General features: G+C 68.4%; 26 protein-coding genes. 22 read left to right on the plus strand and 4 right to left on the minus strand.

Features of this window, described 5'->3' with window-relative positions:
• Positions 1-91 precede the first annotated feature (91 nt).
• From ABD708_RS09405 to ABD708_RS09465, 13 genes are all read left to right on the plus strand, one after another.
• A complete protein-coding gene (locus ABD708_RS09405; protein ID WP_425553273.1) occupies positions 92-847 on the plus strand; it encodes an NUDIX hydrolase in 756 nt (251 codons plus the stop codon).
• Positions 848-974: 127 nt separating this feature from the next.
• Positions 975-2,216, plus strand: a complete 1,242-nt coding sequence (locus ABD708_RS09410; RefSeq protein ID WP_344753702.1) for an MFS transporter — start codon at positions 975-977, stop codon at positions 2,214-2,216.
• Positions 2,217-2,399: 183 nt separating this feature from the next.
• Entirely contained in the window at positions 2,400-3,440 is a 1,041-nt protein-coding gene (locus ABD708_RS09415; RefSeq protein WP_344753704.1) for a LacI family DNA-binding transcriptional regulator, read from the plus strand.
• Complete coding sequence (locus tag ABD708_RS09420; protein WP_344753706.1) at positions 3,437-4,366, plus strand: carbohydrate ABC transporter permease; 930 nt, start codon at positions 3,437-3,439, stop codon at positions 4,364-4,366. Before ABD708_RS09415 ends, ABD708_RS09420 begins: the two co-directional genes overlap by 4 nt.
• Before the next feature lie 41 nt (positions 4,367-4,407).
• Positions 4,408-5,199, plus strand: a complete 792-nt coding sequence (locus tag ABD708_RS09425; protein ID WP_344753708.1) for a carbohydrate ABC transporter permease — start codon at positions 4,408-4,410, stop codon at positions 5,197-5,199.
• A 46-nt stretch (positions 5,200-5,245) separates the two neighbouring features.
• Entirely contained in the window at positions 5,246-6,538 is a 1,293-nt protein-coding gene (locus ABD708_RS09430; protein ID WP_344753710.1) for an ABC transporter substrate-binding protein, read from the plus strand.
• A 53-nt stretch (positions 6,539-6,591) separates the two neighbouring features.
• Entirely contained in the window at positions 6,592-7,758 is a 1,167-nt protein-coding gene (locus ABD708_RS09435; RefSeq protein WP_344753712.1) for an ADP-ribosylglycohydrolase family protein, read from the plus strand.
• Positions 7,755-9,134 carry an ADP-ribosylglycohydrolase family protein gene (locus tag ABD708_RS09440; protein ID WP_344753714.1) on the plus strand — a complete coding sequence of 460 codons (1,380 nt, stop codon included), beginning with the start codon at positions 7,755-7,757 and terminating at the stop codon, positions 9,132-9,134. Before ABD708_RS09435 ends, ABD708_RS09440 begins: the two co-directional genes overlap by 4 nt.
• Positions 9,131-10,132, plus strand: a complete 1,002-nt coding sequence (locus tag ABD708_RS09445; protein ID WP_344753716.1) for an ADP-ribosylglycohydrolase family protein — start codon at positions 9,131-9,133, stop codon at positions 10,130-10,132. Before ABD708_RS09440 ends, ABD708_RS09445 begins: the two co-directional genes overlap by 4 nt.
• Positions 10,129-11,142: an ADP-ribosylglycohydrolase family protein gene (locus tag ABD708_RS09450; protein WP_344753718.1), complete on the plus strand. Its 1,014-nt coding sequence runs from the start codon at positions 10,129-10,131 to the stop codon at positions 11,140-11,142. Before ABD708_RS09445 ends, ABD708_RS09450 begins: the two co-directional genes overlap by 4 nt.
• Positions 11,129-12,079, plus strand: coding sequence for a ribokinase (locus ABD708_RS09455; RefSeq protein WP_344753720.1), 951 nt, complete (start codon positions 11,129-11,131; stop codon positions 12,077-12,079). The genes ABD708_RS09450 and ABD708_RS09455 overlap by 14 nt, the downstream gene beginning before the upstream one ends.
• Positions 12,076-13,260, plus strand: coding sequence for a CaiB/BaiF CoA transferase family protein (locus ABD708_RS09460; RefSeq protein ID WP_344753722.1), 1,185 nt, complete (start codon positions 12,076-12,078; stop codon positions 13,258-13,260). Before ABD708_RS09455 ends, ABD708_RS09460 begins: the two co-directional genes overlap by 4 nt.
• Positions 13,257-14,054 (plus strand): HpcH/HpaI aldolase/citrate lyase family protein, encoded by a 798-nt coding sequence (locus ABD708_RS09465; RefSeq protein ID WP_344753724.1) that lies wholly within the window; start codon positions 13,257-13,259, stop codon positions 14,052-14,054. Before ABD708_RS09460 ends, ABD708_RS09465 begins: the two co-directional genes overlap by 4 nt.
• Positions 14,055-14,076: 22 nt before the next feature.
• Here the strand turns inward: ABD708_RS09465 and ABD708_RS09470 are convergent, their stop codons facing one another.
• The gene (locus tag ABD708_RS09470) at positions 14,077-14,472 is read right to left on the minus strand and encodes a VOC family protein (protein ID WP_344753726.1); all 396 of its coding nucleotides are present in this window, start codon (positions 14,470-14,472) and stop codon (positions 14,077-14,079) included.
• A gap of 137 nt (positions 14,473-14,609) precedes the next feature.
• Here ABD708_RS09470 and ABD708_RS09475 point away from each other — a divergent pair, with 137 nt between their 5' ends.
• Entirely contained in the window at positions 14,610-15,560 is a 951-nt protein-coding gene (locus tag ABD708_RS09475; protein WP_344753728.1) for a TIGR03557 family F420-dependent LLM class oxidoreductase, read from the plus strand.
• A gap of 18 nt (positions 15,561-15,578) precedes the next feature.
• Here ABD708_RS09475 and ABD708_RS09480 read toward each other — a convergent pair whose 3' ends face one another.
• A complete protein-coding gene (locus ABD708_RS09480) occupies positions 15,579-16,355 on the minus strand; it encodes a DeoR/GlpR family DNA-binding transcription regulator (protein ID WP_344753730.1) in 777 nt (258 codons plus the stop codon).
• 46 nt (positions 16,356-16,401) lie between these two features.
• Here ABD708_RS09480 and ABD708_RS09485 point away from each other — a divergent pair, with 46 nt between their 5' ends.
• On the plus strand, positions 16,402-17,397 hold the full coding sequence (locus tag ABD708_RS09485) for a carboxymuconolactone decarboxylase family protein (protein WP_344753732.1): 996 nt from the start codon (positions 16,402-16,404) through the stop codon (positions 17,395-17,397).
• Positions 17,398-17,535: 138 nt separating this feature from the next.
• Here ABD708_RS09485 and ABD708_RS09490 read toward each other — a convergent pair whose 3' ends face one another.
• On the minus strand, positions 17,536-18,165 hold the full coding sequence (locus ABD708_RS09490; RefSeq protein WP_344753733.1) for a TetR/AcrR family transcriptional regulator: 630 nt from the start codon (positions 18,163-18,165) through the stop codon (positions 17,536-17,538).
• A gap of 104 nt (positions 18,166-18,269) precedes the next feature.
• On the opposite strand from ABD708_RS09490, the gene ABD708_RS09495 reads away from it, so the two are divergent.
• From ABD708_RS09495 to ABD708_RS09525, 7 genes are all read left to right on the plus strand, one after another.
• Positions 18,270-19,226, plus strand: a complete 957-nt coding sequence (locus ABD708_RS09495) for a zinc-binding dehydrogenase (RefSeq protein ID WP_344753734.1) — start codon at positions 18,270-18,272, stop codon at positions 19,224-19,226.
• 108 nt (positions 19,227-19,334) lie between these two features.
• Positions 19,335-19,526 (plus strand): hypothetical protein, encoded by a 192-nt coding sequence (locus tag ABD708_RS09500; protein ID WP_344753735.1) that lies wholly within the window; start codon positions 19,335-19,337, stop codon positions 19,524-19,526.
• 149 nt (positions 19,527-19,675) lie between these two features.
• Positions 19,676-20,521: a G5 domain-containing protein gene (locus ABD708_RS09505; RefSeq protein ID WP_344753737.1), complete on the plus strand. Its 846-nt coding sequence runs from the start codon at positions 19,676-19,678 to the stop codon at positions 20,519-20,521.
• A gap of 59 nt (positions 20,522-20,580) precedes the next feature.
• On the plus strand, positions 20,581-20,901 hold the full coding sequence (locus tag ABD708_RS09510; protein ID WP_344753739.1) for a nucleotide pyrophosphohydrolase: 321 nt from the start codon (positions 20,581-20,583) through the stop codon (positions 20,899-20,901).
• Positions 20,888-22,630: a DNA/RNA helicase domain-containing protein gene (locus ABD708_RS09515; RefSeq protein ID WP_344753741.1), complete on the plus strand. Its 1,743-nt coding sequence runs from the start codon at positions 20,888-20,890 to the stop codon at positions 22,628-22,630. The genes ABD708_RS09510 and ABD708_RS09515 overlap by 14 nt, the downstream gene beginning before the upstream one ends.
• Before the next feature lie 39 nt (positions 22,631-22,669).
• On the plus strand, positions 22,670-22,936 hold the full coding sequence (locus ABD708_RS09520) for a type II toxin-antitoxin system TacA family antitoxin (protein ID WP_344753743.1): 267 nt from the start codon (positions 22,670-22,672) through the stop codon (positions 22,934-22,936).
• Positions 22,933-23,430, plus strand: a complete 498-nt coding sequence (locus ABD708_RS09525; RefSeq protein WP_344753745.1) for a GNAT family N-acetyltransferase — start codon at positions 22,933-22,935, stop codon at positions 23,428-23,430. The genes ABD708_RS09520 and ABD708_RS09525 overlap by 4 nt, the downstream gene beginning before the upstream one ends.
• Here ABD708_RS09525 and ABD708_RS09530 read toward each other — a convergent pair.
• Positions 23,423-24,529 carry a LacI family DNA-binding transcriptional regulator gene (locus tag ABD708_RS09530; protein WP_344753747.1) on the minus strand — a complete coding sequence of 369 codons (1,107 nt, stop codon included), beginning with the start codon at positions 24,527-24,529 and terminating at the stop codon, positions 23,423-23,425. The two genes, ABD708_RS09525 and ABD708_RS09530, sit on opposite strands and share 8 nt — an antisense overlap.

A 24,529-nucleotide genomic window follows, 5' to 3' on the forward strand; every position in this document is an offset into this window, starting at 1 on the left:
TGGTTGGGGCGTCGAAGATCGGCTCTGAAGGCCCGAACGCCTCCCTCGGGAGAGCACCATGGCATGCACGATCAGTGCGAAGCTGGGACGGATGCCTGAACCGGATGCCGGCGCCGCTGCTGGTCGAGGAGCGCGAAGCGCGGATCGAGATCCTTCGTTGCCCGCCCGCGCCCAGCTCGCGGCGCTCGCCGCGTCGTCCTCCTCCGGCGAGGCGTTCGCGCACCTGCGGCCGCCGATCGGGGCCGAGGGCCGCGCGGCGGCCGTGCTGATGCTCTTCGGCGAGCTGGACAGGGTGCCGAGCGAGCGGCCGGCCGAGGCATCCGTCGTCTCCCGCGATCTCGACGTGCTGCTCGTGGAGCGCGCGTCGAGCCTGCGCGCGCACCCGGGGCAGATCGCGTTCCCGGGCGGCCGCATCGATCCGGGCGATGGGGGACCGGTGGATGCCGCACTGCGCGAGGCCCACGAGGAGACCGGCCTCGACGTGACGGGCGTCGAGGTGCTCGGCCCGTTGGGGGTCGTGCCGCTCGAGCGCTCGCAGCACCTCGTGACGCCCGTGCTCGGCTGGTGGGCGTCGCCCTCGCCGGTGCGGGTCGTGGACGAGGCCGAGTGCGCCGCCGTCTTCCGCACTCCCGTCGCGGAGCTGCTCGACCCGGGAAACCGCGGGGTGACGGTGATCCGGCGCGACAGGCAGGAGTGGCGCGGCCCGGCGTTCCTGATCCAGACGGATGCCGGCGAGCGCACGCTCTGGGGTTTCACCGCCATGCTGCTCGATGCGCTCTTCGACGGGCTCGGCTGGACCGAGGCGTGGGATGAGCGGCGCGAGCTGCCGCTCTCGACCCTGGGCTGATCTCGGCGCTGGTTGACCTCGGCGCTGGGTTGACCTCGACCTTGGGCTGAATCCTGTTCTAGAATCGAATTCTGTCGCACGGCACCGACGCCGGGCGACGCGCGAGCATGGCCCAGAAGGAGGCGCCGTGACGGCCGCGTGCGATTCGGCTGAGGCATCCGTTCGCGTCACCACCCCTGACGCCGCCTATCGGGGTGCGACCGCGAAACTGCTGCTGCTCGCCGCCGCGCTGTTCATGGTCGGTACCAACGCGTCGATCATCGCCGGGCTGCTGCCGAAGATCGCGCACACGCTCGGCACGACGCAGGGCGTCGTGAGCTACTCGATCACGCTCTACTCCGTCATCGTCGCGATCGTGGCGCCGCTCGCGTCGATCGTGCTGGCGCGCGCCTCGCGCTCGGTGCTGATGGCGGGCGGCGCGGCGATGTTCACGATTGGAACGCTGGTGGCGTCGCTTGCCACGAGCCCGGCCGGCTTCTTCGGCGGGCGTGCCATCGCGGCCTTCGGCGGCGCCGCGCTCGTGCCGACGGCCAGCGCTGTCGCGACCTCGCTCGTGCCGCCCGAGCGGCGCGGCCGGGCGCTCGCGCTGGTGGCCATGGGCTTCACGCTCTCCGGCGCGCTCGGCACGCCGTTCGGAACGGCGCTCGGCAGCGCGGCGACCTGGCGGCTGCCGATGCTCGTGCTGGCGGGAGTCGGGGTCGTGGTCGGCGCGGCGATCGCGATCGGATTCCGGGGTGCGCCGCGCCCGGACCGGGTGCCGCTGCGCCATCGCCTCGCGCCCCTGGGTGACCGGCAGGTCGTCGCGACGGTGCTCACGACCCTGTTCGTGGTGATCTCGGGCAACGTCGTCTTCATTTTCAGCGCGAGCCTGACGGCTGGCGCGACCGGCGGCTCGGGCGCCTTGCTCGCGGTGCTGCTCATGATCTACGGCTGCGCGGGCCTCGTCGGGAACCAGGCGGTCGGGCGGATGACCGACCGCTACGGCAGCAGGCTCATCGCCGTGGTCGCGCTCAGCGCCTCGGCGGTGCTGCTCATCCTGCTGCCGTTCACGGTCATGTCCTACGCGCTGTGCGCGCTCGTTTTCGGGCTCTGGGGCCTGGTCTCCGCGGGCATGAACGTGCCGGTGCAGCACCAGCTCGTCGAGCTCGCGCCCGAGGCGGTGCCCGTGACCATGTCGTGGAACTCCACCGCGATGTACGTCGGCATCGCGCTGTCGCCGCCGGTCGGCAACCTCGCGATCGGGCTCGGCGGCCCGCACTTCACGCCCTTCCCTGCTGCGCTGTGCGTGCTGCTCGCGCTCACCGCCTTCCTCGTCGGGCGGGTGCCCACGCGGGGCAGGCGAGGCGTGCTGCCTGCGACTGCTGGGTGAGGCTGGGTGCCGGCTGGGATCGTCTCTCGGTCCTGGCGGATCGCACCGCTGGCGGCACCCCATGCGAGCGGAAGTTGACCGAAGACCGGGGGATGGTTATGGTCTCTGTGCTCGCGGCGGGTCCGCCGCCAAAACTGGAAACGTTTCCAGTTCTGTTCCACGTTGCGCTCAAAGGGGAGTGAGATGACCAAGCCGACACTGAATGAGGTCGCCGCCGTAGCCGGTGTCTCGTTGGCGTCGGCATCGCGAGCGCTGTCAGGGGGCCTCGCGAGCCAGCGGATGATCGCGAAGGTGCGGGCGGCCGCGCGCGAAATCGGCTACTACCCGGATGCCACGGCGCGGGCGCTGCGGACCGGAGGGGCGCGCCGCGTGACCTTCGCCGTCGACGACATCGGCAACCCGAACTACGTGTCCATGCTGCGGGCGATCGAGGCCTCATTCGGCCCGGAGGGACCGTTCGTCAGTGTTGCCTCCACCGGCGCGCTCGGACATACCGCGGAAGCGTTGAAGCAGGCGACGGCGGTGATGGCGGACGGACTGATCATCTCTCCGATCCGGACCGGTGATCGCCTCCGTCGCGCGATCGAGTCGTCTCCGATTCCGGTCGTCGTCATCGGGTCGCTCGGCGTCAAGGGGATCGTGGACAGCGTCCATGTGGATTCCAGCCGTGGTGTCGGAATGGCCGTTGAGCACATCCACGATCTCGGACGCCGGAATATCGCGTTCGTCAACGGGCCGCTCGACACGAACCCTGGCTCGTCCAGGGAACAGGGCTTCTTCCGCGCAGTCCGACACCTCGGTATCGACCCGGCGAGCTATCGCCAAGTGGTCGCGGAGGACTTCACCGTTGCCGCGGGGGCGGCTGCGGCGCGTGAGCTCTTCGTGCGTTGGGCGGCGAAAGCACCGAGCCGTCGCATCGACGCGGTGGTCGCGGCGAACGATCTGATCGCGATCGGCGTCATCCGCGCGGCGCTCGACCACGGCATCCGGGTGCCGGAAGACGTCGCGGTGACGGGCGTCGACGACACCGAGATCGCGGCCGCTTACAACCCGAGCCTCACTAGCGTGTCGCTCTTCGCGGCGCAACGCGGCGCGCTCGCGGCTGAGCTGCTCCTCAAGCGATTCGCGCAACCGAGCAGAGAGGTCCAAGTGATCGAAGTCGAACCAGAACTCATCGTGCGCCGATCGACCGTCACACGACAGCAGAAGGAGGGAGCACGGTGACCGTCGCCGCTGCCGAGCAGACGACCGCCGCGAGAAGAGGCGGATTGGCGCGGAGCCGCCGCAACGAAGCCCTCGCGTTGGTGCTGCCGTCTCTCGTGCCGGTCGTCGTTCTCAGCATCCTGCCGATCGTCGCAGGCCTGCTGTACGCGTTCACCGACTCGAAGCTGCTCACGCAGGGCCTTCCGAATTTCGTCGGCCTTGCGAACTTCGACAAGGTCTTCGCCAATTCGGCCTTCTGGCAGTCTTTCGGGATTGGCGCGGTCTGGACCGTCTCGGTGACGGCGCTGCAGGTCGTGCTCGGCCTGGCACTCGCCCTGCTTCTGAACACCGACCTCAAGTTCCGAGGCATCGTACGCGTGCTCGCTGTCATCCCCTGGGCGATGCCGCCCGTCGTCGTCGCCATCATGTGGCAGTCGATCTACTCGCCCACGCACGGCCCGCTGAACTGGCTGATCGGTGCCCTCGGCGGCCCGTCGGACATCAACTGGCTCGGCAGCTTCTCGCTCGCACTTCCCGCGGTGATTGTCGTCGGCGTCTGGACCGGGATCCCCCAGAACACGATCTCGCTCCTCGCAGGCCTGCAGCAGATCCCGTCGGAACTGCTCGAGGCCGCGATGGTCGACGGAGCGCGCACGTGGTCGCGATTCGTCCATGTGGTACTGCCCTCACTGCGGCCTGTCATCGTCGCGATCGCGTCGCTCAGCTTCATCTGGAACTTCAACTCGTTCGGAATCGTCTACGTCATGACGGCCGGCGGCCCCGGCGGCCGGACGCTGCTGCCGATGCTCTTCGTCTATATCCAAGCGTTCGAGAACGGCAACACCGGAATCGCCGCCGCGATGACGGTCGTCATCCTCGTGTTGCTCGTTCTGGTGCTGGCACTTGCATCATTGGGGCGCCTCGGCCGCCGGAGGGCCGACGCATGAGGGCGGGGAAAGTGACGGTCCGTGGGCTGCAGTATGCCGCAATGGCCGCGTTCCTCGTCTTCCTCGGCTTCCCCTTCGTCTGGTTGCTGTCGACGTCGTTCAAATCCAGCCGCGAGATCAACTCGCTGACGGTCAGCCTGATCCCGCTGCACCCCACCTTTGAGAACTTCGCGCAGGCGCTCGAGACCCAGGGCCTGGTGCGCTCGGCCTTGAACAGTGTCATCGTCGCTCTCGCCACGACGATCATCGTCGTGTTGGTGGCGGTGCCCGGCGCCTATGTCATGTCGCGGTTCGGGGGATGGATCAGGCGGGCGGGAACCGGCTGGGTCCTTTTGAGCCAGATCATCCCGGTGCCGCTCATCATCGTCCCGATGTTCTTCGTGCTTCGCGGGCTCGGACTCGTGGACTCACTGCCCGGACTGATCATCGTCTACGTCGTTTACACGCTGCCGTTCTCGCTCTGGATGCTGCAGGGCTATGTCTCGGGCATTCCCGTCGACATCGAGGAGGCGGGCGCCATCGACGGCGCCCGCCGGCTGCAGATTCTCTGGCACCTGGTGCTGCCACTGCTGCGCTCCGGCTTGATCGCGACCTCGATCTTCACCTTCGTGTCGGCGTACAACGAGTTCTTCTTCGCACTGGTGATTCTGCAGACATCCGACAACTACACGCTGTCGGTCACCCTGAGCACCTTCGTCAACGGCCAGGGGATCAGCCTGATCGGGCCCTTGGCTGCCGGCGCGCTGCTCGCGAGCATCCCCAGCATCGTCTTCTTCGCGCTCCTGCAGCGCCGCCTCACCGGCGGCCTGCTGGCCGGAGCGGTCAAAGGCTGAGCCGACCTGCATTCCACGTCCCGCAACACCAACAGAGAGAGAAGTAATGATGCTTCGTCGATATGTGGCGCTCGGCGCCGCACTCGCAACCGTCGCAGTCCTGGCGGGCTGCTCATCCGGTGGCTCCACCGGCAGCGCTGCCGGCAAGGGCTCGGCCACCTCCGGGTCGATCACCTACGAATACTTCAACAACCAGCCGGCCGCGATCACGGCAACGAAGAAGATCGTCGCGGACTTCGAGAAGAAGTACCCCAAGATTCACGTCAAGCTCGAGGTCGCCCCTGCGGACAGCCTGGAGCAGAAGCTGCAGACGCAATACGCGGGTGGCGTCGCGCCTGACGTCATCCAGAACGACGCCCCCGGCGACACCCTGCAGTTCGCGGACTTCTTGGCCGACCTCGGCAAGCTCTTGCCGAAGTCGGTGGTCGATGACATCCCGTCAAGCGTCCGGTCCGGCCTCACACAGGACGGAAAGCTGCTCGCGGTGCCGACGGAGCAGCAGAGCTACGTCGTTTTCGCCAACAAGAAGATCCTCCAGGACGACGGTGTCACCATCCCGACGGGCGACACGATGTCATGGGATGACTTCGAGAGCATCGCCAAGCAGACCACCACGAACGGCGTGAAGGGACTCGCACTCGGGCTTGCCCAGCCGACCTCCGAGTTCGCCAGCTTCGGTCTCGGCTTCGGCGCCAAGTTCTTCACGAGCAGCGACGAATCGAAGGCGAAGGCGTCGATCGGCGCTGCCGAACTGCAGGTTCCCCGTCGGATCAAGGCCATGATCGACGCGGGTTACGTGGACAAGACGAGCGTGACCCAGTCGACTTCGGACGCTCTCCCCACCTTCTACGGCGGCAAGGCGGCCATGACGATCGCCGGCTCGTACCAGATCGCCAACATCGAGTCTCAGGCGCCTGCCGGATTCGATTGGATCGTGCTGCCGGCGCTCGCCGGAAGCACGGGATCCCAGCAGATGTCCGCTCCGATCACCCTGTCGATCACCGCGAAGTCGAAGAACACGGCGGCGGCGGCGACCTTCGTCGAGTTCTATCAGTCGGCGGCGAACCTGGCGGCGATCAACATCGCCGACGGCGAGATCCCGGCGACGATCTCGGCTCTTGCCGAGGCCCGGAAGCTCACGGCCGGAAAGAACGGCTGGGCGGAGGTCCTCTCCTCCGGAACCAACCTCGTCAATCCGACATGGAACACCTTCACGAAGTACGAGGACTGGAAGAGCACGGTCGCCACTCCGGCGTATCAGAAGTACCTGGCCGGCCAGCTGGACGATTCAGGTCTCGCCTCCGCTCTGGAAAAGGGCTGGACGAGCGTCAATCAGTGAGCGCGATGGGGCGGCGCTCACCGTGCCGCCCCATCTCCGACAACGAGAGCAGGATGACAGTGACATGGTTGCGTGAACGGGCCGCGGCGGTTCTCGCCGGTTCAGCGGTGGGAGACGCCCTCGGCGGGGCCTCGGAGGGGTACACGCCCGAGGCGATCCAGGAACGCTACGGGGGGCGCATCACCGGAATCGTCCCGCCGTTCTTCCCCGACTGGCAGACACGACGCCCGATCAGCCCCTACCACAAGGGCGACGGCCACATCACGGACGACACCTTGATGATCCAGGCTCTCGTGGAGGTCTACGCGAAGCGCCGCGATCATCTCGATGCCTACGCCATGGCGGAGGACTTCGTCCCGCAGCTGACGGCGGTGCCGCGCTGGATTCCGGAACTCGAGCGCGAGACCGTTCTGCTGCAGCGCATCTTCCTCGCCGAGAAATGGCTCGTCGCCAAGCTGCAGTACGGCCATGTCGACCCGCGGGAAGCGGGCGTCGGCAACATCGTCAACTGCGGCGCTGCCATGTACATGGCACCCGTCGGTGTCGTCAACGCAGGCAATCCGGATGCCGCATACGCGGAGGCGATCGACATGGCTGGGGCGCATCAGTCGAGCTACGGCCGTGAGGCGGCTGGGGTGCACGCCGCAGCCGTCGCCGCCGCCGCGACGCCGGGGGCGCGGGTCGACGACGTCATCGGCAGCGCTCTTCGGCTGTCGCACGACGGTACGAGAGCCGCGATCCACGCGGTCGTTCAGGCGGTGCGCGACCTGCCCGAGGCCCCCGGTGACACCCTGATCGCGACACGCCTGCGCGAAGCCATTGAGCCGTTCGACACCGTTGGGCCGCGCTACCGGGAGCCGGCGATGGACGCCAGGCTGCCCTCCCGCACCAAGGCGATCGAGGAGCTTCCGATCGCACTCGGCCTCTTGCTGGCATACGACGCCGACTACCGATCGACCGTGCTGGCAGCCGTGAACTACGGGCGCGACGCCGATTCGATCGCAGGCATGGCCGGAGGCCTCGCGGCCGCGCTCGGCGGCCCAACGGTCGTTCCCGCCGAGTGGGTCTCGGCGGTGGCCGAGGCCAGCCGCGCCGACTTCGATCATTACAGCGCACTGCTCGCCGACGCGGCGGCCGACATCGTCGAGAAAGACCGCGCCCGGGCGTTGGCCGAGATGCGGCGTATCGACGACATCGCGGGGGTGGCGAGCGCGGCATGATGCGCCTGAGCTGGACACAGCCCGAAGATCTCCTCATTCACGAACTCGCGCAGTCGGCTGCCGAGGGGAAAGACATCTCCGCGATTCGCGAGATATGGATCAGCGCGGGCGGCTCGACCGTCGCGACGCGGAACGGCGCGTCGCCGGCTCCGGCTTCGACGGAGCAGCGTCGGCTCGCCGCTCGGCTGATCGACGAGCTCGACGCGCTGCCCGCGCCGCCCGACGAGGCACGCCCGGCGACGCTTCCCGCGATCGAAGCCGATGGCAGAGCACTGCCGAAACTGCGCATGCCCGGCGACGATCTCGCCGACCGCATCCACGGGGCCTGGCTCGGGCGCGCTGCCGGCTGCCTGCTCGGGAAGCCCGTCGAGAAGCTGCCGCCCGAGGGGATCCGGGAGATCCTCTCGAGCACCGGGCGGTGGCCCTTGCGCGGCTACTTCACCGCTCAGGACCTGCCCGCGGATGTCGCCGCACGCTGGCCGTGGAACAGGAGGTCCGCCACCACATCACTCGTCGAGAACATCTCCGGCATGCCGGAGGACGACGACCTCAACTATCCCATCCTCAATCTGGCGCTGCTCGAGTCGGCTGGTCTCGACTTCACGGTCGATGACGTCGCTCAGGCCTGGTTGGACAATCTGCCTGCCGGCCGGGTCTTCACCGCGGAGCGGATCGCGTACCGCAACCTGCTCGAGGGCACGGACCCCGGGCTGTGCGGTCGCACGCGGAATCCTTTCCGCGAGTGGATCGGCGCCCTCATCCGCGCCGACGTGTACGGGTGGGTCTCACCGGGCGATCCGCGTCGCGCGGCGCGCATGGCCTATGAGGATGCGCGGCTGAGCCACACCGGCGACGGCATCCACGGTGCGATGTGGGTGGCTGGGATGTCCGCGGCGGCCGTCGTCGCAGACAGCGTCGACGAGGTTCTCGACGCGGGTGCCGCGGTGATCCCGACGCAGAGCGCGCTGGCCGCCGCAGCCGACTTCGGGCGCGATCTGGCCGCTAGGGGAGGTGCACTCGACGACGGCCTCGCAGAGTTGGCCGACCGCTTTGCCGGCGTCCACTGGGTGCATGTCCTCAACAATGCGGCCACGATCTCGTGGGCGCTGTCGCGAGGTGGAGGGCACCTTGAGACGTCCGCACCGCTCGCCGTCATGGCCGGCTGGGACACCGATTCGGCAGGCGCGACGGTCGGCGCACTTGCGGGCGCGCTCAGCGGCCGCGGCGAATTGCCGGGCGCGTGGATCGACCCGCTGGACGACCGCATTCGCACGAGCCTGCCCGGGCTCGACGGGGTGCGTATCTCAGACCTTGCCGAGCGCACGCTGCGCCTGGCTGAACAATCACGCAACAAGCGAAACGAGGTACTTCAGTGAGCTCGGAACATCTCACGCCGACGCTGCGCGAACGGGCGAGAGGCAGCATGGCCGGACTCGCGATCGGCGACGCGATCGGCCGGCCGGTCGAAGGACTCTCCGCCGCGGAGATCCAGGCCAAGCACGGACGCGTCACGGGGTATCTGCAGTGGCCTCCTGCGGGCAGCGACGACACCGAGTACGCGCTCCTCACCGCGAAGACCCTGCTGCGGGTCGGTCCAGGGGCCACGCGAGACGACTTCGCGCACAGCTGGGTCGAAGACGTGCTGCCACAGGCCGACAATTTCGCCGGCGGCGGTTTCAGCGAGATGGCCGCGATCGACAACCTGCGTCGCGGCATCCGCCCGCCCCTCTCGGGTGATCACATCCACTCCTGGAGCGACGGCTTGGCGATGCGGGTGGCTCCCCTGGGGATCGTCTCGCCCGGTGACATCGCCGCCGCCGCGCGGCTCGCAACCGAGGACGGCACCGTCAGCCACAGCGGCGAGGGCATCGTCGCCGGGATCGCGGTGGCAGCCGCCGTCGCCGCCGCGATGGGCGGAGCGGACGCGGAGGAGTCGTTCGACGCGGCGCTCTCCGCCATCCCCGCCGACTCGTGGACGGCCCGCAATCTCGAAACCGGGCGGCGGCTCGTGCGCGAGATCGCCGAAGTCGATGAGCTTGCCGTCGCATTGCATGACGCTCTCGCGGTCGCCGACTACTACTGGGCCGACCTTGCGCCGGAGGCCGTCGGCCTGGCGTTGAGCGCCGTGCTCGCGGGAAAGGGGGACTTCGTCGACAGCACCCTGTTCGCGGTCAATCTGGGCCGCGACGCTGACACGATCGCTGCAATGAGCGGATGCGTGGCTGGGGCGATTTCGGGTGTCGACGCCATTCCTCGGGAGTGGCTCGAGGCGCTGCGTCCGGTCGAGGGTAGCTGCATCAGGTCCATGGCAGGTATCCACCCCGTCGATACGGCGGACCAACTCATCGATCTCCTGGAGGGGTCGCACTCATGACCACCGACGCATTGGTTCGCGGAATCCTCGCCGGCGAGGCGATGAGCCCCTCGACGCAGGACTTCCGCATCCGGCTCCTTCCGCCGAAGCGGCTCGCCCGCATGGAGGTGTTGCACCGCTTCGCGCGCGAGCACGAGACCACCACGCTGGAGCGCCCGTATGCGCACTCGTCGCCCCCCGGCGCGTTGCACCCGGGCGCCGGCGAGGCGATCGAGTGGTTCGCGTTCACTGCTCGGCTCGTGCGCGCCGCCGAGACGGCAGGGTCGCCCGGCCCTATTCATGAAGGGTGGCAGCGTCTCTCGCTGGCGGAAGGCGTACACGCGCGCATCGGCACGCGCATCGCCCTCGGCAACCTCCGTCGCGGGCTTCAGCCCCCGCAGTCCGGTCACGACAACCCGCACTACTTCGACGACATCGCGATGGCGCGGGCCGCTGCCGTGGCCTTCCTCGAAGGCCCAGACGACGAGGCGCTGCGCCTTATCGTGGCCGACAGCGAGGTCACGCATGACCTGGACGGCGTCTGGTGCGCGGCCGCGACCGCGGTTCTGGTGCGGCGGCTGCTCGCAGGTGACGACCGGATCGTCGCCACGGATGCCGCGCTCGAGGCTCTTCCCTCGGAGAGCTGGTCGCGCCGCCTGGCGGAACTTGCGCGAGAGACGGCAGAGGGGGCCACGAGCGCGCTGGACCGCAGCGAGCGACTCGGCCGGGTCGTCGGCGACTGGGTCTACAGCTATCCCATCGCGGCACCTGAAACCCTTGCCTTCCTGCTTGCGCATGTTCGCCACGCCGAATCCGCGAACGAACTGCTGCTCGGAGCTCTGAGCACGGGCCGGGCCGGGGCAACGCTGGCGGCGCTCGCGGGCGGATGCGCTGCGGTCATCTTCGGCGAGGCGTGGATCCCGGAGCGCCTCACGGCCGCAACCGCCGAGTTGACCGGTCTTGCCGTCCCAGAGTCGGCCGGTGCGACGGTCGCGGACGCTCTTGCCGAGGCGGCGCATGTCGGCAACTGAATTGCCCACGAACGTTGTCGTGGTCGGCAGTGCCAACGTCGACATCACCTGCAGTGTCGACCGTCTGCCCATCGGCGGCGAGACGGTGATGGCCGCCGCACGCCGGGTCGGCGCGGGCGGCAAAGGGGCCAATCAGGCGGTCGCCGCCGCGCGTTCGGGCGCATCGACCGGGCTGGTCTGTGCGCTGGGCAAGGATTCCGAGGCGGAGCTTCTGCGCAGCGAGCTCGGAGCAGCGGGGGTGCGCATCCACGCGCGCCGCAGCGCGGCGCCCACAGGAACCGCGTACATCACCGTCGACGCCCACGGCGAGAACTCGATCGTCGTCGCGCCCGGAGCGAACGCGGAGTTGATCGGGCTGCAGGCCGAGGAATCGAATGCCGTCTCCGGCGCGAGGGTCGTCCTCATGCAACTGGAGACCCCGCTCGACACCGTCCGCGACGTGATCGCCACTGCGCGCGCCGCCGACGCCGTGATCGTGCTCAATGCGGCCCCGTTTCGCGCGCTCCCGGCGGCCGTGCTCAACGACATCGACATCCTGATTGTCAACGAGCACGAGGCGGGAGAACTCGCGGCCTCCGTAGCCGACGGTGAGGATGCAGGGACCCCGCGCTTGGCCACCGTGACGACACTCGGAGGGCGCGGAGCAGTCATCAACGGCGCAGGGTTCCGCGAGCTGCTCGAAGCCGATCAGGTCGAGGTCGTCGACACCACCGGCGCGGGCGACACCTTCTGCGGCGCATTCGCCGCAGCGCTCGCCGAGCTCAGACACGTGCCGCGCGTCAGCGAGCTCGTGGCAGCCGCGCGCTTCGCCATGACCGCGGCGACGCTGGCTGTGCAGCGTTCCGGGGCGATCGCTGCGATCCCCTCCCGCGCGGAGGTCGACGCCGTTCTCGTGGGACGCGGTGCGGGCCGGAGCCTGGCGGGAGAGAGGCGATGACGGGCGCACTCGAGGGGATCCGCGTGCTTGACGTCTCCACCCTGTTCGCAGGGCCACTTGCGGCGACGTTCCTCGGTGACTTCGGGGCAGAGGTCATCAAGATCGAGCATCCGAAGCGCCCGGATGCTGCCCGCGGGCACGGCCCGAGCAAAGACGGCGTCAACCTGTGGTGGAAGACCCTTGCTCGCAACAAGCGCACCGCGACGCTGGATCTCGGTACGGCGGACGGCGCCGCGCTTCTGGTCGAGCTGGTGCGCACTGCTGACGTCCTGATCGAGAACTTCCGACCGGGCACGCTCGAGCGCTGGGGGCTGGCGCCGACTCGGCTTCTCGAGGCGAATCCGCGACTGGTCATCGCGCGCGTGACGGCGTTCGGCCAGGTCGGCCCGTATTCCGGCCGTCCCGGTTTCGGCTCGCAAGCCGAGGCGATGAGCGGCTTCGCAGCACTCACCGGCGACCCCGACGGCCCGCCGATCCTGCCGCCGTTCGGTCTCGCCGACGGGATCGCGGCGCTGGCCACGAGCTACGCCATCATGGTCGCGCTGCGAGCCGTGGAGTCGAACGGCGGCCAGGTCGTCGATATGGCGATCATCGAGCCGATCCTGATGCTGCTCGGGGGTCAGATCTCGGCATACGACCAGCTCGGCTATGTTCAGCCTCGCACCGGCAACCGCTCGGTCAACAACGCGCCGCGCAACGTGTACCGCAGTGCAGACGGCGTATGGCTGGCCGTCTCTACGAGCTCGCAGTCCATCGCGGAGCGCGTCATGACACTGGTCGGGCGCCCCGATTTCTTGACTCGGCCCTGGTTCGCGACGGGGCACACACGTGCCCAGCACGCTGCTGAGCTCGACGAGGCCGTTGCCGGATGGATCGGCGCGCGGTCGGCTGATGAGGTGGTGGACGCTTTCGAGCAGGCGCAGGCCGCCATCTCGCGCATCAACGATGTGCGCGGCGTCATCGCGGACCCGCAATACCAGGCGTTGAACACGGTCCTGACCGTGGAAGACCAGGATTTCGGGCCGCTCCGTATGCAGAATGTGCTCTTCCGCCTCAGCGAGTCGCCCGGGGCCGTGCGCTGGACCGGGCGGCGCCACGGGCAAGACACCGATGAGGTGCTCGCCGGCATCGGTCTCACTCCCGAGCAGTGCGCAGCCCTGCGAGAGCGCGGCGTCATATGAGCGCGCAGCCGGTGACCGCCCTGTACGTGCCCGGCGACAGGCCTGACCGTTTCGACAAGGCCGTCGCGAGCGGCGCGGACCTCGTCATCCTGGACCTTGAAGACGCGGTGGCCGCCGAATCGAAGAGCTCGGCTCTTGCATCCGTCGTCTCCTGGCTGACTGGAAGGAAGGGCGCTTCCTCGCCGCTCATCCAGGTGCGCGTCAACCCGGGCGCGACGCACGAGGTTCAACAACTCAGGGCGACGGGAGCGCGCCTTGAGCTCAGAATTCCGAAGGTCGACACCGCCGCCGACGTCGAGTGGGCTGTCGCAGTGTGGCCGGAAGCGGAGCTGACCGCGATCATCGAATCGGCACACGGGCTTCAGCAGATGGAGGCCGTCGCCCAGCATCCGAGGGTCACGCGGCTCGCGCTGGGGGAATCCGATCTCGCCAGCGATCTCGGCACGCGCGACAACGCGGTCCTCGATCATCTGCGCATCCGGCTGCTGATCGCCGCCCGCGCGGCAGGCCTGCCCGCCCCGATGCTCTCCGCCTACCCGTACCTGCATGATCCGGACGGCCTGCGCGCGGACACGGAGCGCGGCCGCGCGCTGGGATGGTTCGGCAGGGCCGCCGTCCATCCCCGCCAGCTCGAGGTGATCCGCAGCGTCTTCGCGCCTTCTGAAGAAGACGAATCGTGGGCTCGCGCGGTGCTCGCGGCGATCGAGCGTGGCGGTGTCTCCACGCTGCCGAACGGCGAGATGGTGGATCCGGCGATGGCAGGCCGCGCCCGCCGCATTCTCGGCAATCCGTGAGCGTCCCAGGTGCGGTGCCCGCCTATCGCGGCGGGTTGTACGCGAATTCGAAACGGATGCCGTTGGAGTCCTCGACGAAGCACGCGTAGTACCGCTCGTTGAACCTCGGGTACGGCTTGGGCTCGCGCACGACGCTCCACCCAGCGTCGACCGCGATCCGGTGCAGGCGGTCGACCTCGGCGGGCGTCGCGATGTCGAACGCGAGATGCTGCCAGCCGACCCGCCCGTGCCGGTGCGGGCCGGTGCCCGGCTCGCGGGCGGGGAAGAGGATGATCTCGGTCTCGTCGCCCGTGCTCCACGCGACCGAGCCGTCCGCGTCGAATCGTGTGTAGCCGAGGGCCGTCAGCACCGGGTCGAACTGCGCGATCGCGGCCGGAAGGTCATCGACGGTGATCCCGAGGTGATCGACGAGCGCCATGCGGGGAAGCTTAGGGCCGGGCATCCGTTCATTCGGCGTCGTAGACGTCGCGCTGAGCGCGTGGCGGCGTTCTGGGTACCCGCCATCTAGATGGCAGACGGATGCCGGCATGAGCCGGCCGTGCCCTAGGAGGATTCATGGAACTCGGCTACAAGCTCTCGACGGAAGGCTTCAGTCCGCAGGAGATCATCCGCCAGGCGATCGCCGTCGAACAGGCGGGCTTCGACTTCGTCGAGATCAGCGACCACTTCCACCCGTGGCTCGACGAGCAGGGCCACAGCGGATTCACATGGTCGATCCTCGGCGCGATCGCAGCGAAGACCGACCGCGTGGGCCTTGTCACCGGGGTCACCTGCCCCACGATGCGCTATCACCCGGCGATCATCGCGCAGGCCGCGGCGACGATGGCGCTGATCTCTGACGGGCGCTTCACCCTCGGCGTCGGCTCCGGCGAGAACCTCAATGAGCACATCATCGGCGAGGGCTGGCCGGGGGCACGCATCCGTCATCGCATGCTGCGCGAAGCGCTGGAGATCATCCGCCTGCTCTGGCAGGGCGGATACCGCAGCTACGACGGCGAGTTCCTGAGCCTTGAGGATGCCCAAGTGTTCGACCTGCCCGAGGCGCTGCCGCGCATCGTGGTGGCGAGCGGAGGCAAGGCGGCGGCGTCGATCGCGGCCGAGCTCGGCGACGGCATCTTCGCGACCGAGCCTCGGCCTGACCTGGTCGAGCAGTACACGAGCAAGGGCGGGAACGGCGTGCGCTACGCCGAGGTGCCGCTCGCTTTCGCGGCGAGTGAGACGGATGCCGCGGCCGCCGTGCTGGAGAAGGAGCCGTGGTTCGCGACGGGCTGGCCGGTGATGAGCGAGCTGCCGAATCCGAAGAACTTCACGGCCGCGTCCTCCACTGTGCGCGAAGAGGACGTGCTGAAGCAGTTCGCGTGCGGCTCCGACGTCGAGCGGCACCTCGAGGTGATCGGGCAGTTCACGGATGCCGGCTTCGACCACCTCGTGCTGCACAATGGCGGCCCGGACCCGGATGCGTTCCTGGAGTTCTTCGCGGGGGAGTTGAAGGGGCGGCTCGGGTAGTAGGCAGCGTCGCCGCGCTCAGCTCTTCGACGACCGCGCTTGCGCTGTGTGCACGAGCCTCGCCCCAGCCGCCGCCAGCTCGCGCGTCGTCGGATCGTTCTTCGCCGAGTCGGTGATGATGCCCGTGACCTCATCGAGCGGCAGCACGCTGTAGCGCGAGGCTGCCCCGATCTTCTCTTCGCTGGCGAGCACATAGGTCTCGGCTGCGCGGGAGGCGAGCGTGCGCTTCATCGCCGCTTCGTCGGCATCGCCGGTGGTCAGGCCGGTCGTGGCGTGAACGCCGGTGACCCCGAGGAAGAACAGGTCGGCGCTGATGCGGTTGGCGGCCTCGACCGCAGCGGCACCGCAGGCCACTGCCGAGTGCTTGAACAATTGGCCGCCGATCAGGAGCACCTCGGCCTCATGTTCGAGCAGGGCCGCAGCGACAGTCGGGCTGTGCGTGATGATCGTGCCCCGAAAAGTGCGGGGGAGCGCCGCGACCATGGCGAGCGTGGTCGTGCCGCCGTCGAGGATCACCGTCGCGCCGGGTTCGATGAGCGCTACGGCGGCCGCGGCGACGCGGCGCTTGCTGTCGGGGGCGACGGCGGTGCGGGTGGCGTAGTCTGCGACCGCCGGGGATGCCGGCAGAGCGCCGCCGTACACCCGCACGGCCAGACCGGCCTCGTCGAGTTCGCGCAAGTCACGGCGGATGCTGTCCTCCGAAAGTCCGAGCTCGTCGGCCATCTCTTTCGCGACGAGGCGGCCGTCCTGCCGCAGGCGCTGCAGGAGCAGCTCTTTGCGTGAAGCCGGGAGCATCACATTCCTTCCTGTTATTGCACGTTTCTGCAGTAGTGTACCGCCCATGACAAAGCCGCTTTTGATCCTCATCGCGGGTCCCTACGCCTCGGGCACGAACGGTGATCCCCGGCTGATGTCCGCGAACCTCGAGCGCCTCGAAGACGCCGCCTGGCCGATCTTTCGGGCCGGCCACGTGCCCATGATCGGCGAGTGGGTCGCGCTGCCCGTGCTCTCGAGCGCGGGCGCCACCGGCCCGACCGATCCGCTTGCCGCCGATGTGATGTACCCGGTCGCCGAGCGGCTGCTGGCGCATTGCGACGCCGTGCTGCGACTTCCCGGCGAGTCGCGCGGAGCAGACCAAGACGTGGCGATCGCGCGTCGTCGCGGCATCCCCGTCTACTACTCGATTGACGAGATGCCGGATGCCTTACCCGCCGCCGCTGAGCCTGAGGCGGCGCTCGCGCTGGTCGATGCGCCGAGCTTCCTCGCGGACCCCGCGATGACTCCCGACATGCAGGCGATGTACGACGAGGACGTCGCGGACGACGGCTTCGTCTGGAACCTGACCCGGGTCTGGGCGTATCAGCCCGAGACGCGGAAGAAGCTCGACGAGCTGATGCTCGCAGCGCTGTCGTCGAGCGGGCTGAGTGCGCGGCAGCGCGGTGTCCTGGTCACGGCGACGGCCTCGACGCTCGGCGATGCGTATTGCTCGTTCGCGTGGGGCGGCCGGCTGGCGAGGTACGCAGACCCGGCGACGGCAGCAGGCGTGCTCTCGGGTGCCGACGTGGGGCTGACAGAACAGGAGCGCGCGATGGCGGAGTGGGCGCGTCAGATCGCGAAGGATCCGAACTCGACGATACCCGACGACGTGCAGCTGCTGCGGGATGCCGGTCTCGATGACGCGCAGATCTTCGCGATCACCGCATACGTCGGGCTGCGGATCGCAATGGCGACCGTCGATGACGCCCTGGGTGCGAGGCCGGATGCGGGGCTCGTCGCGAAGACGCCGGAAGAGGTGCGCGCGGTCGTTGACTACGGGCGGCGGCCGCTTTCGGCATGACCCGAGAGGTCCGGTCGACTACGCCGATGAAGCGCCCGGCTTGACCCCGAATTCGGTCGCGAATCGACGTCATCACCGCAGCCAAACTTGTGAGCCATCGATGGGCCGAATCGCGGCCACGCGGACGAAGGGCGTGCTTCACCGCGTGACGGCTCGTGACGCGCGGCCGACGAGGTGGGGCGCGAGCCGCGCCCCGCGCGGCAGCGGCGCATTCGTCTCGGACGCGCTCAGCGCTGCGATGGCGAGCGCCGCGAAGCGCCGAGCCGCTGCCTCCCGCTTGTCAGCCGGAGCCGCGGCGAGACCCCGGCCCGCCATGAGCACGAGAAGGAGGTCGTCGATCTCGTAGTCGGCGCGCAGGCCGCCTGCCGCCTGGGCGCGCGCTCCGAGTTCGGCGAGCTTACGGAGCAGCCCCGCGCGATGGTCGGCGAACACAGCGACTTCCGGGCTCGCCGACATGAACGCGTCGACGAACCCCTGGTTGCGGGAGTTGAGCACGTTGAGGCGTTCGATCACCGCGCAGAAGCCGCGCCACGGGTCCGGATCGGTGCAGCCGTCGTCGACGATCTGCTCGCAGGCGTGAAGTTCGTCGGCGAAGGCGGCGTCGATGAGCGATCGCTTCGTCGGGAATCGGCGGTAGAGCGTCGCCGGACCGACCTCGGCGCGGCGCGCGACGTCGCGCATGGTCACGCCGAGGCCGTGCTCGGCGAAGAGCTCTCGGGCTGCCTCGAGCACGCGGTCGCGGTTCTCCTGCGCGTCGGAGCGCAGCATGTGAGGCATCCGTTCGCTCCTGATTCTCACTTCGTCTAAGTGGACGCATGCGTCCGTTACCGTGGCGACGATACCGCGGATCGCGGTGAGCGAGGAGACAAGAGATGCGGGCTGTGACGATCGAGAGATTCGGGGACCCGAGCGGGATGCGGGCGAGCGAGGTCGCGGACCCGCAGCCGGGTGCGGGGCAGGTGATCATCAAGACCGAGGCGATCGGCGTGGGCGGGGTCGACGCGGTCATCCGCCGCGGCACTCTCGGCACCCTTGGGTTCGCGGAAGGGCTGATCCCCGGCAGCGAGGTGGCCGGAACCGTCGCGGCGGTCGGCAGCGGGGTGGATGCCGCGTGGCTTGGCCGACGCGTGTGGGCGTTCACGGGCACCAGCGGCGCCTATGCCGAGCGCTCCGTCGCGCACATCTCCGACGTGGTCGAACTGCCGACAGAGCTGCCCTCGGTCGACGCGGTCACGCTCGGCAGCGCCGCGCCGGTCGCGCACTTCGCCCTCGAGCATGCCCGTTTCGCGGCGGGGGAGAGCGTGCTCGTGCGCGGCGCCGCCGGCAGCATCGGCATCGCCGCCGTCGAGCTCGCGGCGCGCGCCGACGCGGCCTCGGTCGCCGTCACGACCTCATCCGCCGAGCGAGGGCGCCGCTTGCGCGATCTCGGCGCGACGCATGTGCTCGATCGAGGCGGCGATGGCGACGCGCCTCAGCTGTTCGACGTGATCATCGATGTGGTCGGCGGGGCCGGCATCCCCGGATTCATCGATCGACTCGCTCCCAACGGCCACATGGTGCTCGTGGGCGCCGTCGCCGGGCCGCCGCCCGCCGACTTCGGGATGCGGCTGTTCTCGTCCTTCCAGCAGTCGCGGTCGTTCGCGACCTTCAGCCTCGCGACCGTGCCGACGGCGCGGCGTGACGCGGTCAGAGCCGCGCAGTTCGCCGCGGCCGCGCGCGGCGAACTGCATGCCGTCGTGCACGAGGTTATGCCGCTCGCCGACGCGGCGCGCGCGCACCATGAGATGGATGCCGGGGGAGTGTTCGGGCGGATCGTGCTGGTGCCTTAAGAGGCCGGCGACGCGAGCGGACGCCTTGCACAATTCCTCGGCCACGGCATCCCCCTTTCGCCCGCAGGGCGACGGACGCAGGCTTGCTGGGAAAGCGAAGGAGCCCTGATGAGCGAGTCAGACGAGACGCAGCCCGACGACATGCCGGACACCGACCAACTGCAGAAACCGAGCACCGAGAAGGACCCGGGCGAGGAGCCGAAGGACGCGCACGTCGAGCCGGACGAAGTCGACCATGAGGCGGTGGGTATTGGTGTGATCGACACTCCTGACAGCGAAGGCGATTCGCCCGGCGAATAGGACGGGTCAGGTCGTCGTCGACTCGGTGACCATCGGCGTTAACGTCTTCTGCGCCGACGGCCGCCAGCATTCCCCTGTTCTGGGTCTACATCGGGTTGGAGAGGTGAAAGAGACTCAATTTACGCACAGCAGCCGAACAGGAGATCTCGGTGTCTTCCCCGTCGTCCGACCCATTCCGCACAGCTCTGAGGAGCATTCGACCGTCGACATGGATCGGCCTCGCCCTGACCGCGCTCGCTGCGCTGATCGGTCTGTCTGGCGGCCTTTGGATGATGCTGTGCCTCGTTTCAGTCGTGGTGCTAGTGACTGCGTTCTACGGGTGGGTGTTCCGCCGACACACGTGGCTTCGGCTTCCCCGTAAGCGCTCGGTCTCCGCCGTCAGCGCTGGTGTCGCACTTGCGATCTTCCTCGGCTCAAGCATCGCTTTCGGGTCGACGCAACCTGCGGCAGATGTTGCGCATACCAACAGCAAGACTCCGGTTCACCTGTCGTCGGCTCATTCGGCGAGCCCGACTGTCCGGCCCAGCAAGACCCCCACGCCGACGCCGACACACACCCCGGTTGTCACGACGCAGCTCGTCACGACGACCAGCGCGATTCCGTTCGCGTCCACCACGGTTCAGGACGGCAACCTCGCCAAGGGCAGCTCCAAAGTCACGACAGCGGGTGTCAACGGCGTGATGACTACGACGTACAACGTCACGCTGACGGATGGCAAGGAAACCAGTCGCGTACAGGTCTCTCAGACGGTGACCACTGCGCCGGTCAATCAGGTGACGAGCATCGGGACGTATGTTGCGCCGGCACCCGCTCCGGCGGCGCCTGCTCCCGCGGCAGCAGCACCGGCGCCTGCATCCGCCGCACCTTCCGCTCCCGCTCCGGCGTCTGCGTACAGGCCCGGTGAGTTCTGCTCGAATGCAGATCACAATCGCACGATCGGCGGGCTGACGTGCACCTATTACCCAGGCAGCGGAACCTGGCATTGGAAGCGCTGAGCCAGGTTCGTAACGCCTCGCACCGTTGGTGCTGTGCCGCACCCTGTTAGCGTGACCACGTGACCGACGATGCCGTTCTGAGGGCGCTGCGCGAGTTCGTCGCCGAGCGCGACTGGGCGCAGTTCCACTCGCCCGAGAACCTCGCGAAGAGCGTGTCGATCGAGGCCGGCGAACTGCTCGAGTGCTTCCAGTGGAGCCCGGAGTTCACCGCAGAGCACGTCAACGAGGAGCTCGCCGACGTCCTCACCTACTGCTATCTGCTCGCCGACAGGCTCGGCGTCGACCCCGACGCGATCGTCCTGGATAAGCTCGCGAAGACCCGGGCCAAGTACCCGGTCGAGAAGGCGCGCGGCCGGAGCACCAAGTATGACGAGCTTTGAGGTCGAGCGACTGGTGATGTCGCCGGCCGAGCTGAAGGTGCGCGAGGCGCTCGGCGGGCGCTTCACCAACTGGCCGGTCGTGTACGTGCTCAACGGCACCCGCGAGGTCTACGTCGGGGAATCCCGCAACTTCGTGGGCAGGATGCGCCAGCACCTGGCATCCCCAGCGAAGAAATCGCTCGAGGTGGCGCGCGTCATCCTCGATGACCGATTCAACAAGTCGGTGTGCCTCGATCTCGAGGCGTACCTCACCTCGCTGTTCGCGGGCGACGGCCGCTACACCGTGCTCAATTACAACGACCGGATGATCGACTCGGACTACTACGCCCGCGCCGACTATCGCGCTACATTCAACGAGATCTTCGAGCGGTTGCGTGACGAGAAGCTGTTCGAGCGCTCGATTCCCGAGATCGAGAACTCCGACCTCTTCAAGCTGTCGCCGTTCAAGCAGCTCAACACGGGGCAAGCAGTCGCAGTCGAGGCGATCCTCGAGCAGCTGTTCAAGGATTTGGCCACGGGTGCCGGAAGCACGGCGGTCATCCAGGGAGACCCCGGCACGGGCAAAACGATCGTGGGCATCTACCTGCTGAAGCTGCTGCAGGACATCGCCATGAGCGACCCTGACGAGACGATCGAGGCCGACTCCGTCTTCTCCGAGCTGTTCACCGAGCAGAACCGCGAGCTGCTCCGCGACGTCAAAGTGGGGCTCGTGATCCCGCAGCAGTCGCTGCGCTCGTCGGTGAAGAAGGTCTTCCGGCACGTGCCGGCGCTCAGCCCGAAGATGGTGCTGTCGCCTTTCGAGGTCGGTGCGGCGAGAGAGAAGTGGGACTTGCTCGTCGTCGATGAGACCCATCGACTGAGCCAGCGCGCGAACCAGCCGTCGGGCATGCAGAACAAGCAGTTCGCGCAGATCAACGAGCGGCTCTTCGGCGCCGACGGTGCGAACCGCAGCCAGCTCGACTGGATCCGCGCGCAGAGCACCCACCAGCTGTTCCTCATCGACTCGGCGCAGAGCGTGCGCCCCGCTGACCTTCCTGCCGAGACCCAGCGCGAGCTGATCGATGTTGCGAAGGCCGGTGAGCGCTGGCATCCGCTCGCCTCTCAGATGCGCGTGCGCGCGCAAACCGACCCGCACGGCCTCGACTACGTCGAATACGTGAGACGGATGCTGAGCGATTCGCCGCCCGCGCCGCAGCGTTTCGACGGCTACGAGCTGCGCATGTTCGACAGCCTCGCCGAGATGCACGCCGAGATCCGCAAGCGCGACGAGGAGTTCGGTCTGTCGCGGCTCGTGGCCGGCTACGCATGGGAGTGGAAGAGCAAGAACGACCCGAACGCGTACGACATCGAGCTCGACGGATGCCGCCTGCAGTGGAACCGCACCGACAAGGACTGGATCAACTCGCCCGGCTCGATCGACGAGGTCGGGTCGATCCACACGGTGCAGGGCTACGACCTCAACTACGCGGGTGTGATCATCGGCCCCGACCTGCGCTTCGATGAGGCATCGGGCCGCATCGTCTTCGACCGCGCCCACTACTTCGACAAGAAGGGCGTGGAGAGCAACGGATTCCTCGGCCGGACGTACTCCGACGAGGAAGTGCTCGCTTTCGTTCGCAACATCTACGCGGTGCTGCTGACGCGCGGGATCCGCGGGACCTACGTGTATGTCGCGGACGCGGCGCTCGATGGTCACCTGCGGCACTATCTGCCCTACGCCCCAAGATGACTCCTGCCCCGTGGTGGTAAAACGCCGTACAATTGCTGTGTGAGGAAGAGCGAGCGCCTGGATCTTCGGCTAACGGCTGAGCAGAAGGCGACCATCGAGCAGGCGGCATCGCTCGAGGGGACCACGGCAGCCGGCTTCACCGTGGCAGCGGTGATGGAGCGGGCATCTGAGGCGATCTACCGTGCTAAGTCGCTGAGCCTGTCCGCCGAGGCGTGGGACGAGTTCGTGGAGATCCTCGATTCGCGTCCCGCTGTGCCGGCACCGATCCTCGAACTGCTCAGCACGCCGTCGGTGCTGGAGAGGTGAGCCCTTACGAGGGACCGCGGCCGCTTGAGCCGCAGGATGGCATCACCTCGTTCGATTCCGGCGAGCCGGCACTTGACTCGTGGCTGACCGACCGTGCGGAGAAGTCCGAGGCGAACCAGACGGCTCGCACCTATGTCGTCGTCGACAGCGGGACGCATACTGTCGCTGGCTACTACTGCCTCTCAGCGCACTCGGTGACCCGTGCTGAGATCGGGGGCGGCTATCTCGGACGCAACGCGCCTGAGCCGGTTCCCGTGATCTTGCTCGGGCGCCTCGCCATCGACCGCGCGCACCAGGGCTCAGGGCTCGGCTCTGCGTTACTGAAGGACGCGCTCCTCAGGACGGTGGGTGCGGCGCGTGTCATCGGAGCCCGCGCGTTGCTTGTGCACACGATCAATGACGAGGTGGCTGCGTTCTACGTGAGGTTCGGCTTCCGTGCCGTGCCCGCAAACCCCCGGACGCTGTTCCTCCCACTGGATCGGCTTGTCACGTAGCGTTCGCGCTGGATTCCGTGCTCTCGCGCAGCAGCACCTCCACCGGCAGGCGGCGGCTGATCGGGGCGCCGTCCGGAGCGTCGAGGCGGTCGACCATTGCGCGGACCGCCGCTCGGCCGAGCTCCTCCATCGGCTGGCGCACGGTCGTCAGGCGCGGCGAGCTGAGGCGGGTCTCCTCGATGCCGTCGAAGCCCGACACGAGGACATCGGACGGCACACACACCCCCGAAGCCCCGAAGACATCCAGCACCCCGAGCGCCATCTGATCGTTGCCGCAGACCAATGCGCGCGGCAGCGCACCACCCGCCGCGATCAGCGAAGAGGCAACAGCCCTACCGCTCTCGCGGCGGAAGTCACCGCGCAACGTCCGCAGAGCCGAGGCATCCACCCCCGCGTCCGCCAACGCGGCCACAAAGCCGGCGTAACGTTCCGCGTCGTCGGGCGAGCCCTCCGGTCCGAACACGTAGACCGGGTCGCGCACACCGAGATTCGAGACGAGGTGCGCCGTCAGCGCGCGCATCCCCTCCGCATTCGCCACGCCGACGTGGTCGAACGAGTCGCCGTGCCGAGGCCCCGCGATCAGCACGATCGGGATGCTGCCCGACAGCTGCCCCAGCAGCTCCTCCGGCACGCTCCTCGCCACGATCAGCAGGCCGTCCACCCGGCCGGCCATGTCGCGCACCATGCGCTCGGGGTCGGCGCCGTGGCCGACGCCGATCGTCAGCACGAAACCCTGGCGCCACGCCTCGAGCTGGGCGCCGCGCAGCACCTCGTCGTAGTACAGGTCGCGCACCCGCGACGCGCCGGAATCCGGGATGTCGCGCACGACGCGCGCGACTGCTGGCGCGTCCCCGTCGACAACGTCGAGGGCCTCGTCGACCCCGTCGATCGCCGGCAGGTACAGCCCGATGACACCGGTAGTGCGACCGGCGAGGCCGCGGGCCGACGCACTGGGGACGTATCCCAGCGCGCGGACCGCGGCCAGCACCTGCTCCTTCGTCGAGTCTTTGACGAGGTCGGGGCGGCGCAGCACCCGCGAAACGGTCGCGATCGAGACGCGGGCGCGAGCAGCGACGTCGTACACGGTCGGCTTCGCCAT

This window comes from Gryllotalpicola koreensis, from assembly GCF_039538185.1.
Taxonomy (GTDB): domain Bacteria; phylum Actinomycetota; class Actinomycetes; order Actinomycetales; family Microbacteriaceae; genus Gryllotalpicola; species Gryllotalpicola koreensis.